The organism is Cephaloticoccus primus, from assembly GCF_001580015.1.
Taxonomy (GTDB): Bacteria; Verrucomicrobiota; Verrucomicrobiia; order Opitutales; family Opitutaceae; genus Cephaloticoccus; species Cephaloticoccus primus.
The window spans coordinates 1-14,426 of record NZ_LSZQ01000029.1 but is presented as its reverse complement, the minus strand read 5'-3'; the positions used below and the strand labels follow the sequence as shown (position 1 = coordinate 14,426).

General features: G+C 65.4%; 12 protein-coding genes. 8 read left to right on the top strand and 4 right to left on the bottom strand.

The features are described 5' to 3' along the window. Positions 1-11: 11 nt before the first annotated feature. A complete protein-coding gene (gene dalD / locus AXK11_RS03360; protein ID WP_068629329.1) occupies positions 12-1,511 on the bottom strand; it encodes a D-arabinitol 4-dehydrogenase in 1,500 nt (499 codons plus the stop codon). Continuing rightward, positions 1,495-1,953: a Sec-independent protein translocase subunit TatA/TatB gene (locus AXK11_RS03355; RefSeq protein ID WP_068629327.1), complete on the bottom strand. Its 459-nt coding sequence runs from the start codon at positions 1,951-1,953 to the stop codon at positions 1,495-1,497. Before AXK11_RS03355 ends, dalD begins: the two co-directional genes overlap by 17 nt. A gap of 115 nt (positions 1,954-2,068) precedes the next feature. On the opposite strand from AXK11_RS03355, the gene AXK11_RS03350 reads away from it, so the two are divergent. The 6 genes from AXK11_RS03350 (at position 2,069) to AXK11_RS03325 (ending at position 8,216) form a co-directional block, all read left to right on the top strand. Next, a complete protein-coding gene (locus tag AXK11_RS03350; protein WP_082780829.1) occupies positions 2,069-3,649 on the top strand; it encodes an NfeD family protein in 1,581 nt (526 codons plus the stop codon). After that, a complete protein-coding gene (locus AXK11_RS03345) occupies positions 3,646-4,125 on the top strand; it encodes an NfeD family protein (RefSeq protein ID WP_068629323.1) in 480 nt (159 codons plus the stop codon). The genes AXK11_RS03350 and AXK11_RS03345 overlap by 4 nt, the downstream gene beginning before the upstream one ends. A 24-nt stretch (positions 4,126-4,149) precedes the next feature. After that, a complete protein-coding gene (floA, locus tag AXK11_RS03340; protein WP_068629321.1) occupies positions 4,150-5,157 on the top strand; it encodes a flotillin-like protein FloA in 1,008 nt (335 codons plus the stop codon). Between the two features lie 167 nt (positions 5,158-5,324). Beyond that, positions 5,325-5,927 carry a hypothetical protein gene (locus tag AXK11_RS03335; protein WP_156469176.1) on the top strand — a complete coding sequence of 201 codons (603 nt, stop codon included), beginning with the start codon at positions 5,325-5,327 and terminating at the stop codon, positions 5,925-5,927. Positions 5,928-5,966: 39 nt separating this feature from the next. After that, positions 5,967-6,836, top strand: coding sequence for an acetyl-CoA carboxylase, carboxyltransferase subunit beta (accD, locus tag AXK11_RS03330; RefSeq protein ID WP_082780828.1), 870 nt, complete (start codon positions 5,967-5,969; stop codon positions 6,834-6,836). 54 nt (positions 6,837-6,890) lie between these two features. Beyond that, the gene (locus AXK11_RS03325) at positions 6,891-8,216 is read left to right on the top strand and encodes a bifunctional folylpolyglutamate synthase/dihydrofolate synthase (protein ID WP_068629317.1); all 1,326 of its coding nucleotides are present in this window, start codon (positions 6,891-6,893) and stop codon (positions 8,214-8,216) included. Between the two features lie 207 nt (positions 8,217-8,423). Here the strand turns inward: AXK11_RS03325 and AXK11_RS03320 are convergent, their stop codons facing one another. Together AXK11_RS03320 and guaB are read right to left on the bottom strand one after the other, a co-directional pair. Continuing rightward, positions 8,424-9,977 carry an adenylosuccinate synthetase gene (locus tag AXK11_RS03320; RefSeq protein ID WP_068629315.1) on the bottom strand — a complete coding sequence of 518 codons (1,554 nt, stop codon included), beginning with the start codon at positions 9,975-9,977 and terminating at the stop codon, positions 8,424-8,426. A 218-nt stretch (positions 9,978-10,195) separates the two neighbouring features. Continuing rightward, complete coding sequence (gene guaB / locus AXK11_RS03315) at positions 10,196-11,866, bottom strand: IMP dehydrogenase (RefSeq protein ID WP_082780827.1); 1,671 nt, start codon at positions 11,864-11,866, stop codon at positions 10,196-10,198. Between the two features lie 327 nt (positions 11,867-12,193). Between guaB and AXK11_RS03310 the strand changes: the two genes are divergently transcribed. Then, the gene (locus AXK11_RS03310) at positions 12,194-13,219 is read left to right on the top strand and encodes an enolase C-terminal domain-like protein (protein ID WP_156469175.1); all 1,026 of its coding nucleotides are present in this window, start codon (positions 12,194-12,196) and stop codon (positions 13,217-13,219) included. Then, positions 13,201-14,426: AMP-binding protein (locus AXK11_RS09315; protein WP_156469174.1), on the top strand; the 1,226-nt coding region annotated here is incomplete at its 3' end. The genes AXK11_RS03310 and AXK11_RS09315, both read left to right, overlap by 19 nt.

Genomic DNA, 14,426 nt, shown 5'->3' with positions numbered 1-14,426 from the left:
GCCCAAACTTATTAGTGCTGCAGGCTGGTGGTGAGGGCAGCGGTGGCGTGGCGGAGGGCAGCTTCGAGGTGTGGGTTGCCGCTCAGGTCGCCCCACAGGCTGGTGTCGGCACAGAGGGCGGCGACGGGATCGGCTGCGGTGCAGATCCGGCGGGCCTGTTGCTCGTCCATCGCCTGGTCTTGGTAGGTGTAGGGGAGCTCGCCGCGCTGCCAGCGTTGCAGAAAGAGGAGAAAGAGGGCAGGGAGCGCGGCGGTTGCCGAGATGTCCGCGCCGACTGCCAAACGCTCCCGCAGTGTGGGGGCGATGAAGCCGGGGATTTTTGAAAATCCGTCGGCTGCGACGCGTTGGTTGGTGTCGCGGATGGCGGGGTTGGCGAAGCGGTCGAGTACGATGTCGCGATAGGCGGGGAGGTCTACGGGGCTGGGCTGCCCGGGCTGGCTGAGCGCGGGGATGACGTCGCGCGTGACGTAGTCGTAGGCGATCTGGCGGATCTCGGGCACGTGCGTGCCTTCGTGGATGTAGGTGAGCCCGCGCAGCGTGCCCGCCCAGGCGATGGCGCTGTGGCTGGCGTTGAGGATGCGGATCTTGGCTTCTTCGTAGGGGGCGACCGAGGTGACCAGCTCGGCTCCTGCCTGTTCCCAGGCGGGGCGGCCCGCGATGAAGTCGTCCTCAATCACCCACTGGATAAAGCTTTCGGCCATGATGGGGGCGGCATCTGCCCAGCCCGTGGCCTGGCGCACGCGCTCGCGCAGCTCGGGCGGCGGGCGCGGGGTGATGCGGTCTACCATCGCGTTGGGGCAGCTCGTGTTTTGCTCCGCCCAGGCGCGCAGCTCGTCGAGTCCAGCGAGCCGCATAAACTCCAGCAGGGCCGCGCGAAACTTCGCTCCGTTGTGCCGTAGATTATCGCAGTTTAGCAGCGTGACGGGGCCGCTGCCTTTGGCGCGGCGGGCCTGCAAGATGGCGCAGATCGCGCCGTAGAGTGTGTCGCCCGCCTCGCGGCCTCCTGTTTTTCGCGCGTGCTCAATGGCGGCGGCCAGCTCGCCCATCTGTGGGTTGAGCGCGCCGCTGCCGTCGATGAAGTAGCCCGCCTCCGTCACGGTGAAGGAGATGATGCGTGTATCGGCGGCGCTGCCGCGCTCAATTACGCGGGCGAGCCCGGGGGCGTAGGGGATGACCTCGCGCAGGGCGGTGATTCGCTGGTACTGGGTTGCCCCATCGGGCGCGACCGTCTCCAGCGTGTAGCGGCCGCCTTGGGCAGCGAGCGCATCGACCGCGCCGCTGGGGTCGGGGCGCAGGTTGGCGCTGATGAGTTGCCAGTCGGCGGTGCCCTGTGAGGGCGGGGCTTGGTGTGCGGAGGCGTCGTCGTGCGCAGCGTCGCGCGGGGCGCCGTTTTGAGCGGCTTTGCTCTGCTCAAGTAGCCGTTGAAAGTAGACGGCTTGGTGTGCGCGGTGGAAGGAGCCGAGGCCCAGGTGGAGTTGCGTGTAGGGGCTGAGGTTAGGGGTTGAGGTCACTTTTGGTGTCTTCTTCTGCTTCGGTTTTTGCTTCTGCCTCGGGGGTATCTGAGGTGGTGTTTTCTTGGGAAAGGGCTTCCTGGGGTTCCGGGAAATGCTGGTATTCGTCGTGGGGATGAGGAATGCCCTGGTCGTCCAGGTAGGGCGTTGGGGAAAACTCGGGGCTGGGCGTACTCGGGGGGGGAGGCGTGGCTGTGTTGAGCGGGGCATCAACTGGCGCACTGAGGTTGGCGCTGCGCTCCACGTCGTCGATTGCGCGCTTGAATTCGTCTTCGACGTTGTTCGCGGCTTTGCGGAATTCGCGCATGGTCTTGCCCATCGTGCGGGCAAACTCGGGCAGCTTTTGCCCGCCAAAGAGCAGCAGTACCACGAAGAGGATCATCATCAATTCGGGCCCGCCGACTCCCTCGATAAAAGCGATGTGACTGGAAAGGGTACTCATGTGGGGTGGGGACTCTGAGGGGCTGCGGCGGCTTATGTAAATTGAGTAAATTGAAAGTGTGCGACGGCTGTGGCGGTGCTTGCGTGGGGCGGGCAGCTCCCTACTGTCCGCCCGCATGTTGCCCAAGGCCCTTTCCCTTATCGGATACGTTGTCCTGCTCCTGCTCGGTGCGGTTGCGGCCAAGTCCCAAACGCAGGAGGCAAGACCGGCGGTGGTCGCTGCGGCTCAGCCAGTCGATGCTCCCGCACCGGGCCCGCTGGCTGCCGCTGCGCCTGCCGTAGCTTCTGCCGAGGCAGCCCCGAGCGTGGACGCAAACTCACCGCTCGCAGCGCAGCTAAAGGTGGTCGTGATCCCGATCCGCGAAGCGATTGCCAAGCCGACGCTCTACGTGGTGCGGCGCGGGCTAAAGGAGGCGATCGAGCGCGCGGCCGACATGGTCGTCATCGACATGGACACGCCGGGCGGCGAGGCGGGCGCGATGCTCGAAATCATGGAGGCGCTCGATAAATTCCCGGGGAAGAAATTCACCTACGTAAACAGCGAGGCGATCTCGGCGGGGGCGATTATCGCTTCGGTGAGTGACGAGATTTACTTCGCTCCGCGCGGAGTCATGGGCGCAGCCGACGTGGTCACAGGCTCGGGCGCCGACATCCCAGCCGCCATGAAGCGCAAGATCGACAGCTACATCTCGGCCAAGATCGAGAGCTACACGACACACGCGCCGCGCCGCGCCGAGGTCATCAAGGCGATGCGGCTGCCCGAGTTTGAGCTCAAGCTCGACGGGCAGGTCATTAAAGAAAAGGGCGAGCTGCTGACGCTCACGGCGGAGAAGGCGATCGCGCTCTACGGCGAGCCGCCGACGCCGCTGCTGGCAGCGGGCGTGGCCGACGATGTGGAGTCGCTGCTCGATAGCCGCCTGGGCGAGGGGGGCTACACGCTGGAGCGGCTCGATGCGACCTGGTCGGAGCAGCTTGCCGTGTGGCTCTCGGCGATTGTGCCGGTGATGCTCGGGCTGGGGCTGCTGGCTTTGTTCATCGAATTCAAGACGCCCGGCTTTGGAATTTTCGGTGTGGTGGGACTGACGCTGCTCGGGCTGGTTTTCTTGAGCAACTTCGTCGCGGGGCTCTCGGGCCACGAGCCCGCGCTCATCTTTGCACTGGGGCTGATCCTTGTCGCAGTGGAGTTGTTTTTCCTGCCGGGCACGGTGGTTTTCGCGCTCAGTGGCGTCGTACTGATGCTGGGCTCGCTGCTGTGGTCGATGGCCGATATCTGGCCAAACGAGCCGATCTCCATCTCGGGCGACATCTTTTTAAGCCCGCTGCTCAACCTGCTCGGCGGCCTCGCGCTGGCACTCCTCGGCGGCCTCGCGCTGCTGCGCTTTTTGCCGAAAGGAGTGTTCTGGGATCGCGTCGTCCTCGCGGCTGCGGCGACGGGGACGAGCGCGCCCGAGATTGAGGAGGAAAGCTTGATCGGACAAATCGGTGTGGCCGCGACCGCACTCTTTCCCAGCGGTCAAATCGAGGTCGATGGGCGCCGCTACGAAGCGCGGGTGGCTGTGGGCACGGTCGATGTGGGGCAGCCGGTCGTCGTGCGTGCGCGGCGCGAGTTTGAGCTCCTTGTCGAAAAAGTGGTCGCGGCGCACGGCACCACGCCGGTCGCCGCCGTCGCTACTCCGGAGGGAGGGGCAAGCGCATGACGGCGATCCTGCTCTGTTTTATAGTCGGGGGGCTCCTGATCAGCTTCGAGGTTTTCGTCCCGGGAGGGATCCTCGGCCTGCTTGGCGGGCTGGCCCTGCTCGTGGCCGTGGGGCTGAGCTTCTACGACCACGGTGTGAGTGGCGGCGCGCTGGCCTTTTTTGCGGCGCTGGCCTTCGTCGGGGCCGTTCTCTTCGTGGAGTTCAAGCTCCTGCCCAAGACCGCGCTCGGGCGCAGCCTTTTCCTGAAAGGCAGCGTTACGGGCACCGCGACGGCCGCCCCACAAGACACGCTGGTCGGCGCGAGCGGCGCGGCGCTGACAGTGCTTGCACCCAGCGGCTATGTGCTCATTGACGGTCGGCAGCACGAAGCTTTCTCTCGCAGCGGCTTCATTGCTGCGGGCGCGTCCATCAAGGTCGTCGCGGCCGAGAGCCTCCGGCTCATCGTCATTTCAGAACCCAACTCAAGTCCCTCCTGAGCTCGCCTCACTACTCCCCCTAATATGAATGCTACTCTTATCCTCATGATCGCGGCGGCAGTCGCCGGCCTGATCGTCCTCGGCATCGTTATCTCGTTCTTCAACGTCTGGCTAAAAGCGTGGCTCTCCGGCGCCTACGTCAGCCTTGTAAACCTCGCGATGATGCGCCTTCGCGGCGTGCCCTACGGCATCATGGTCGAGGCGCGCATCCGCGCGGTAAAGGCGGGCATCCAGCTGGAGATCAACGAAATCGAATCGCAGTACCTCGCTGGCGGAAACGTGATCGCCTGCGTCCAGGCACTCATCGCCGCCCAGAAAGCGCGTATCGAGCTCGATTGGCAGCGGGCCTGCGCGATTGACCTCGCGACCAAGGGCTCTGGCAAAAGCGTCGAAGAAGCCGTCCGCACTTCCGTTGACCCCAAGGTGATTGACTGCCCCAACCCCGAAGGCGGCCGCACCACCATCGACGGCGTCGCCAAAGACGGCATCCAGGTGAAGGTAAAGGCGCGCGTGACCGTGCGCACCAACCTCGACCGCTTCGTCGGCGGTGCGAAAGAGGAAACCGTGATCGCCCGCGTGGGCGAGGGTATCGTGACCACCATCGGCTCGGCAGACAGCTACAAGGTCGTCCTCGAAACCCCCGACAGCATTTCGAAGACCGTCCTCTCTCGCGGCCTCGATGTGGGCACCGCCTTTGAAATCCTCTCAATCGACATCGCCGACGTCGATGTGGGCGACAACGTGGGCGCCAAACTTCAGGAAGCCCAGGCGGAGGCCAATAAAAACATGGCCCAGGCGCAGGCTGAAATCCGCCGCGCGGCCGCTGTCGCGCTTGAGCAGGAAATGAAGGCCAAAGTGCAGGAGATGCAGGCCAAGGTCGTCGCCGCCAAGGCTGAGGTGCCGCTCGCCATGGCCGATGCCTTCCGCAGTGGCCGCCTCGGCGTCATGGATTACTACCGTATGGAAAACATGCAGGCCGACACCGATATGCGGAAGTCGATCTCCGACGACAGCGGCGAGTCCAATAACTAAGAAAAACGCGGCTGCCACCGACCCCAGCCGGAGCGGGTCGCCAACAACGCGCAAAGGTATGTGCCTTTCCGTTTTGGCGATTCGTCCGGTTGACCGGTTTTTCCGCAAGCTCGCCGCCGAACCGCTCCCAGCGCCGCCGCCTTAACCCTCCAAACGCTCCCTCCGCCGTGGACTGGATCCTCGACCACCTCCAACTCGTCATCGCTGTCGCGGCGGCCTTCGCCTACTGGCTGAGTGCGCGCAGGCAGCAGCAGGCCGAGAACGATCAGGGCCCGGAGCAGCAGCCTCAGGCGCAGCTACACGACGAAGAGTCGGCGGCCCGCCAGCGTGCCGAGCAGGCGCGGCGCATCCGCGAAGAAATCCAGCGCAAGATCGCCGAGCGCCAGGGCCGCCCCGTCCCGCTTCCTAGTTCGCAGCAAGCAAGGCCGCAACCGCGCCCCGCACCTGCCGCGCCGCAGTACAGTGCTCCCGCGCGGCCCGATCTCTACGCGGCACTGCGCGAGCAGCAGCAGCGGATCGAAGCCGAGCGTCGCCGCCTCGAAGAAGCCCGCCAGCGTGCCGCGCAAATCCGCTCCGGCGCGGGCGTGGGGGGCCGCTCGGGTGGGGCGCGCCGCCGTAATCCCGCGGGCACTCGCTCCGCCGCCGCGGCCGCTGCGGCTGGCACGGTGGGCGACATCCGTGTCGAGCTGCGCGACCGCGCCGCGCTCAAGCGTGCGCTCGTCTTGCGCGAGATCCTCGGGCCGCCTGTAGCGAGCCAAGGCCGCGCTTAACGTCACACAGACTTTTTGATGACCTCATCGCCTCTAGATATGGCTGATCCCAACAGCCCCTCTGTGAACTTTGATAAACCGACCTACACGGTGCGGCGCACGCGCCGAAAGGAGATCAGCCACGGGCTCTACACGAAAGACCCGATCTCTGGCGAAACGCTGTTCACCAAGGACGTCGCCGAAAACCAGATGGTGGTGCCCACCAGCGGTCACCACTTCCCGATTGGGGCGCGCGAGCGGCTCGGCTTCCTCATGGACGAGGGCAGCTTTAGCGAAACCGATGCCAAACTGCGTTCCGCCGATCCGCTGGGGTTTAGGGACTCGGTGTCCTATCCGGATCGCCTGCGCAAATACGAGAAAGCCAGCGGGCTAAGCGAAGCGGTCGTCTGCGGCGTGGGCTCGATCCACAACATCGAAGTCGCGATTGCCGTCATGGATTTCCGCTTCTGCGGCGGGACGCTCGGCTCGGCCACGGGCGAGAAAATCACGCGCACCATCGAGACCGCGATTTCCAAAAAAATCCCCTGCATCATTTTCAGCACCTCCGGCGGTGCGCGCATGCAGGAAGGCATCCTCTCGCTGATGCAAATGGCCAAGACGAGCGCCGCGCTCGGGCGCCTCGCCGAGGCGCGTTTGCCCTACATCTCCGTGCTCACGCATCCGACGACTGGCGGCGTCTCTGCCAGCTACGCCACACTGGGCGATGTGATCATCGCCGAGCCCGGGGCCCTGATCGGCTTTGCCGGGCCACGCGTGATCAAAGACACGACAAAGGTCACGCTCCCCGAAGGCTTCCAGAGCGCGGAGTTCCTGCTCCAGCTCGGGCTGATCGACCTGATCGTGCCGCGCCCCCAGATGCGCGACCAGATCGGCGCCCTCCTCCAGGCCCTCCACATCGGCGAGAAATAACAGCGCCGGGGGGCTGTGTGAGTTGGTTTAAAGGGATCTATTTTACCTGATTTTATGGCGTCTGATCACGGACCCACTGATCTCGCTGCGCGTTACGCGGCGGTGACTTCGTACCTGTTCGATCTCAAAGTGTCGCACGGGATAAACTTCGGGATAGACCGCATGCGTGCCTTTGCTGCGGCACTGGGAAATCCCGAGTCTCAGCTCCCGCTCGTCCACGTCGCGGGCACCAATGGCAAGGGCTCGGTCGTGGCGATGCTCGACTCGATCCTCCGCGCCGCGGGTTGGCGGGTCGGCATGTACACCTCTCCGCACCTCGTGATGCTGGGCGAGCGCGTGCAGGTGGATCGGCGCCCGCTCAGCCCCGAGGAGATCGTCGCTTACGTCGATGAGCTGCGCGGTGTGGTGGAGCAGCAGGCGGGCGCAGTGGAGGCCGAGGCCTCACCGAGTTTCTTTGAGTTCATGACGGGGATGGCGCTTCTCCAATTTTGCAGGAAGCGCTGCGACATTGGCTTGGTAGAGGTGGGCCTCGGAGGCCGGCTTGATGCCACCAATATCGTAGTCCCCGAGCTCAGCATCATCACCTCCATCGGCATGGATCACTGCGAAATCCTCGGACACAGTTTGAGCGAGGTCGCCGCAGAAAAGGCCGGAATCATCAAGCCCGGCGTGCCGGTTGTGATCGGCCGGATGCCGAGCGAGGCCGAGCAGGCGATCCGCGCTCGCGCTGCCGAGCGGGGCGCAGCCGTGCACTCAGTGCGCGAAGCGTTTGGCGAAGCCCTGAGCGATTACCCGCAGACGAATCTGGAGGGCGACTACCAGCGTTGGAATGCGGCGACGGCTACGCTCGCCGCGCAGGTACTGGGCCCGCGCTGGAAACTAACGCCGGAAAAAATCGCCGACGGGCTAGGGCGCGTGGACTGGTGCGGACGCTGGCAGCGAATGCAGGTCGGCGGGCGACTCTTGATTCTGGATTCCTCGCACAACCCCGAGGGGGCAGGCGTATTGGAAAACAACCTCGCGCGACTTGTGGCCGAGACAGGGCGGCAGCCCGTGGTGATTGCAGGTGTGCTCGGCGCGGCGCGGGCCCAGCCCCTGCTCGAAGCGATTTCGCGGCATGCGAGTACCCTGCACCTCGTCGTGCCGAAGCAGTCCCGTGCTTGCTCGTTGGACGAGCTGCTCGGGCTGGTGCCAACGGCCTTTCGCGGGAAAGTCATCTGCGACACCGTTGAGCGACTTTTTCCCGAGCCAGCCGAGTGCGCAGCGGGTGGCCCGGATGATGTGATCGTGGTGACTGGCTCCATCTACCTGATCGGCGAAGTCCTCGCCCGCCTGGCCCCGCCCAGCCGCGCACCCGAACCCCGCCTCCAGGATTTTTAGGGCAATCTAAAAAATCCGTCCCTTTTCCTCCGTTCATCCACCGGTTACACGCGCGGTCTGGATGCGTGCTTTTGTATCGGCCAACAGGGCTGGGTAGAGTCCTTGGGCGCGTACCAACATTTCCAACCACCGGTTGGAGTTTTCCGTGAGAGAGTTTTGCGTTCGTTGTTATCGGTGGTGGGAGGGGGGGAGCACCGCTGCGCGTAGTTACGCTTCGGCGAGTTTGAGGAGCTCGGCGGTGGGGGGGATGTCTTTGATGATCTGGGAGGGCTCGGGGCCGACGCCGAGGTAGCGCAGGCGCGGGAGTTGCTCATCTGCGGGCCGCGCAAGGCCGTCGTAAGCGGTGCCGATGAGCGCGTGCATCATGGCGGCGGTGTAGCGTTGGGCCGCCGTGGGGAGCTGGGCGAAGTGGCGGATTTGCGAAATATCTTCGGGCCAGCCAGGGTGGCGGCTGTAGTGCGGGCGCAGGGTTTTGCGGATGGCTTCGTTGCGCGGGACGTGGGTGTAGCGGCGGCCTTGCGGGTCTTCGTAGGCGGTGCAGATGAGGAGTTCCTCGGCGCCTGTCAGGGCGTCGATTTTGTTGATCATGAGGTCTTGAAAACCGCCGTAGCGCAGGGCGTCACCTTTTTCCACGGCGTCGTACCAGCCGACCATGCGTTGGCGGCCCGTGCTGGTGCCAAACTCCAGTTGCTTGAGCCGCGCGGTGAGCGGGTGGGTATCGTCCATCTGGGTGATAAAGGTGTGGGTGCCGACCTTGGTGTCGTAGGCTTTGGCGACGGCGATGGTGTGGAGCGCCTGGAGGGGGATGCCCGCGCTCTCGAAAAACTCGGGCACATAGGTGTGCGAAGCGGTGACGTTGGGCGAGTAGCCGTGGCGTTTATCGAGCCAGTAGGCCTGGCCGAACTCGCCGATGATGCTGCGGCCTGCGGCTTGCTCGCGCAGGATGAGCTCGCGGACTTCGCCGATGTTGGCGGCGAGGGCGGTGCCCGCTTCCCAGTAAACCCGGGTGAGGGTGTCGAGATCGAGAGAGTAGGGGGCGGCTTTCCCGCGGAAGCGGTGAAAGTCGAACTCCTCGGGGGCAAACAGTCCCAGGCTGATGCCTTCCTCGTTGGCGCGGCGTTCGGCAGTGCTGAGGGTTTCAAAGAAGCTGGTGAAAACATCTGCCGGGACGCGGTAGACGTGCTGGATGGTGTCGAGGGCGCGCTGGGCGCGCTGGGCGAGCTTGCGCGCGAAGTAGTTGGGGCCGGCGAGGAAGTCCGAGTAGGTGATTTGCCATTGGCCGACTTCTTCGTGGTAGGCAGGGGTGATGCCGCGGCCAGTGGAGCCGCGCGGTTCTTCGCCGAGCGTGTGGGTGCGGTAGTGCTCGGTGGCGAGGTCGAGGAGCCGGTGCGTGAGGTCGGAGACCATCGTGCGCTCGTCGATGCGCAGGCGCGAGAGGATGGCGTAGCCTTTGTGTTCGAGGGGGCGCGCCTCCCACCAGATTTTGCGCGGATCGGCGACGACGCCCGCGCCCATGCACAGGTGGGCAACGTCGGCGACGACGACGCCTGCGGGCAAGAGGTTGAGCTTGATGCCCCCCGCGGTGTGGCCCGAGTTGGCACCGCCGTTGACTTTGAGGACGGTGGAGACGGCAGCGGGGCTGCCGCGCAGCTCGTCGGCGACTTCGGGGATGAGGCGGCCTTTGCCTTCGTCACCAAAGGAGATGCCGACGTCGGCGATGAGTTGGCTGGAGAAGGGCGTACTGCTGTTGGGCTGAGTCATGTGTCGTGTACAGGGCTGAGAAAGTGTGGGTGAAAAAAGGGAGGGGAGGGCGCATTTCGCTCCATGCGAGGCGTGGGCTCTTCCTTGTCTGCGATGCGTGTAAATGCGGCTGTGGGCGTGGGAGCCGTGCGGGCTTGGCAAGACCTGCACAGCCCGCGCACGGTTCGCCGCGCCGCGCGTCATAGTGTGTGGCAGGCGGTGCAGTGCGGGGGCCGCGTCTAGTTTGTGCGGGTGGAGACTTCGACGACGTCGTGCGGGGCGGCTTCTTTTTGTCCGGCGGGGCTCACGCGGACGTAGCGGGCTTTGGCGCGGAGCTGGTCGAGCGTGGCGGCGCCGAGGTAGCCCATGCCGCTCTGGAGGCCGCCGATGAGGTGGGCGAGGGTATCGTCCACCGAGCCGGAGACTTCTTTTAGCGCCTCGATGCCCTCGGCGGTGATTTTGCGCGTGGTGTCGTTTTTATCGTGGCCGTAGCGCGCGGCGCTGCCCGATTTCATGGCGGCGAGGGAGCCCATGCCGCGGTAGCTTTTGTAGAGTTTGCCGCCGATCTCCATGATCTCGCCCGGGGCCTCGCGGCAACCGGCGAGGAGGCCGCCGAGGATGACGGCGTCGGCCAGGGTGAGGGCCTTTACGATGTCGCCGGACTTGGTGATGCCGCCGTCGGCGATGAGGCGTACGCCGAGCTTGCGCGCGGACTGGGCGGCGAGGTGCAGCGCGGTGAGCTGGGGGATGCCGACTCCGGCGACGACACGTGTCGTGCAGATGGAGCCGGGGCCTTGGCCGACTTTTACTGCGGAGGCTCCCGCTCGGGCGAGAAACTCGACTCCGGCACCGCTGGTGACATTACCCGCGATGATGGTGAGCTGCGGAAAGGCGTCGCGCACGAGCCGCACAACCTGGCCGAGGCTGGCAGTGTGAGCGTGGGCGCTGGAGATGGCGACCGCGTCGATATGCTCAAAGACGAGGGCGTCGATGTGCTCCAGGATGGCGTCGCGATCCAGGCTCCCGTCGGGGCGGCGTTGCGGGGAAATGGCCGCGCCGACGACGAGCCGAAACTGCGCGTCGCGTGCGGGCTTGCGGCGGGCCTTGGCCTCGCTGGTGATTTTTTCGACGTCTGAGCTGGTGACGAGGCCGCGGAGCTGGTCGCGCGCATTGACGACGAGCATTTTGTTAATGCCCAGGTGGGTATTGAAAAACTTGTCGGCGGCGGCGATCGGGTCCTGGGCGATGGCGGCTTCGTCTTCGGTGATGAGGGCCGAGCGCAGGGTCATGACCTGGGCGACAGTGCGCGCACGGTAGCGCTCCTTGACGACGTTGCCCGGGAGCAGGCCGATGAGCTGGCGCTCGCCCGTGACGACGGGAAAGGTGCTGAAGGTAAACTTGCGCTCCTCGATCATGGCGAGGACGTCGCCAATCGTGTCGGTGGGCGAGACGGTGATTGGGTCCTGGATGAGGCCGTGGATGTGGCGCTTCACCCGGGCGACTTCCTTTACCTGCTCCTTGGGCGGCATGTTGTAATGGATGAGGCCGAGGCCGCCGTTGAGCGCCATGGCGATGGCCATGCGCGACTCGGTCACGGTGTCCATGTCCGAGGAGAGAATCGGGATGGGGAGCCGCAGGCTGTCCGAAAGGCTGGTGGCGGTATCCGCCTCGCGGGGCAAGATCTCGGAGTAGAGCGTCGCCAGCGAAACGTCGTCGTAGGTCAGCGCGGCGGGCTGGTTGGCGCGGAAAAACGCGTCCGCTGTGAGGTAAAACTCGGCGTCCGTCGCGGTGAGTTGCGGCGCGGCTGCTCCGGCCGGATCGGGCTTCCTTGCGGGCTCGTACGCGGAGCGGGTCGCAGGCTCGGGGGCAGTTTGCACGGGCGTGGTTTTGGGCGTGGCAACCTGGGTCATGAGGCCGCAATCGGGATAGGCGCAGGCGCGCGCGGCGCAACCGCAATCTGTGCGCGTGCCGACTACGGGGCGTTTTACCCTGCGCCCGCGCCTGCGCTGGAAGGGGCGACTCTCATCATGCGCGGAGGCGCCGAAAACAGAGCGGCACAGAAGTTTCAAAAAAACAGGGGCCGTGTGCCCACGTGCGCGGCCTGTGGGGTTGCGGTGCCCACGTGCGCGGCCTTCGGATGAGCGACGGCCCATCACTTCCGCGCCATTTTTGTGAAAACTCATAGTCCGCCCACACGCATTGAATATCGTCCGTACTGTCTGCCGTTTTTACGGCCCGTGCTCACAGCGCATGGGCCGTGGCGCGAGCGGCGCGGTGTACTCGTGCGGGTAGAGGACGCGGCTGGGCGGGTACACTACACGGAGGCCGCGCCACTGCCTTGGACGGGAGGGGCGGGAGGGCGGGGGAGCGACCGCACTTTTGATTTAAGCAAGGAATCGCTGACACCGGATCACGTGCAACGGCTGATCGGGCGCCGGGCTCCTGCCCCCCTTCCGGACACTTCGTCGCGCGAGGTCGCCGCGCTCTTGCCTGCCGGGCGGGCGGCAGTGGATGCCATGCGCGACCGGCGCGCCGCGGGCTTTCGCACCTTTAAGTGGAAGGTCGGCGTAGCGAGCGATCCGGCCGAGGAGCTCGATATTTTAGACGAGCTGTGCGCGGAGCTTCCCACGGAGGCTGCTGCGGGCGCTCGTCCTGCTCGGCTGCGGCTCGATGCCAATGGCGGCTGGGATCAACGGACTGCCGAACGCTGGCTGGAGCGTTGTGCCGAGCTCGGCAGCAAAATCGAGTTTATCGAACAACCCGTGTGGGCCGGGCCGGGCGCGTCGGCACGTGAGCAACGGCGCACGGAGGATGTGCTGCTCGGCCTCAGCGCAGATTACCCGACGGCCCTTGCGCTGGACGAATCGCTCCTCGGCGATGGAGACGTGCATGGCTGGCTTGAGCGCGGCTGGCAGGGCGTGTTTGTGGTCAAACCGACCTTGCTTGCGGAGCCTGCGACTGTGCTCGCGGAGCTGGCGCGAGCGGATGCACGGGTGGTTTTTTCCAGCGCACTGGAAACGGCAGTCGGCGCAAAGGAAGCGCTGCGCTGGGCTTTCGCATGGGAAACGCGTGCGCGGCGGGAGGGGCAGCAAGGGCGGGAGAAGAGGGCGGGCGCGCGACAGACCGAGCCGTACGCGCTGGGCTTTGGTGTGTGGCCGCTCTTTGCCGAGGCGGCACTCAATGGGCCTTGTGCGTCGCCTTTTCTGAGCCGCGAAGCCGTAGAAGCGATTAATTCGGAGGCCGCATGGAACGCGCTCAGTTAGAAAAAATCGTACACGCCACTGGCGTGGTCGAGCAGCATGGAGCCCACGTGTTTTTGTGCGATCCGCATTGGTCGGCTGCACAGCGTGTGAGGTTTTCTGAAATCGCGGAGCAGGCGCGGCGGACGGCGGACGAGCGTCAAGAAAGCGGGGAGGCTCGGGAAGAGCGGGAGGCGAAAGGGAGCCGCGCTCGTCCGCCCCACACCCTGCGCGGCTGGCTGTGCATCCCTACGGGCGGCAGCAGCGGCGGGCTCAAGTTCGCGCAGCACGACGAATTGAGCTTGGGCGCGGCGGTACGCGGTTTTTGTGCGCACTTCGGAGTCGAGCGCGTGAATGCGGTAGACGTCCTGCCGCCCTGGCACGTCAGCGGGTTGATGGCGCGGCTGCGCTGTGCGGCGACTGGCGGCAACCATCTGTCGTGGGATTGGAAGCGGCTGGAAGCAGGCGCTTTTCCAGAAATTCCAGGCTGCTCGGTAGCGGGGGCCAGTAAAGCTGTGGCAGGCGACGCGCCAGAGGGAGCCGCGGCTGAAACGTCCGCGTGGTTTCTATCACTTGTGCCGACACAGTTGCAGCGGCTGCTGAAGCGGGGCGTGGCCGCCCGCCAATGGCTGCGTCGTTTTGATGCGATTTTCATCGGGGGCGGCCCTCTGTGGCGTGCCTTGGCCGACGAAGCAGCGGCTGCCAGACTGCCGATAATTTTAAGTTATGGGATGACGGAAACTGGCGCGATGATTGCCGCACAGCAGTCGGGCGACTTTGCTGATGGTGATCGCAGCAGCGGCCCGCCGATGCCGCACGCACAAGTGGAGGTCAGCCGCGAGGGCGTGCTGCGCGTGCGCGGCGAGTCGGTGATGCGCGGCTATTGGGGCGAGGGAGGCGACTTTGCCCAAGGCGGCGTTTTTACGACGGCTGACCTTGCCCGCATCGATGATGGCGGGCGGCTGCATATCCTCGGCCGGCGCGACGAGGCGGCGATCAGCGGCGGCGAAAAAGTACGGCTCACCGAGGTCGAGGCCGCCCTCCGCGCCGCAGTGCTGTTTGACGACGTCGCGGTATGCGCCGTGCCCGACCCGGAATGGGGCGAAGCCGTCGTGGCGTGCTACCTGAGCACAGATGGTGCGCCGATCCCCGCCGATTCGCTCAAGGGAATCACGGCCTCGCTCGCCCGCCATCAAAGGCCGCGGCACTGGCTGGCCTTTGCGCCTGCGGA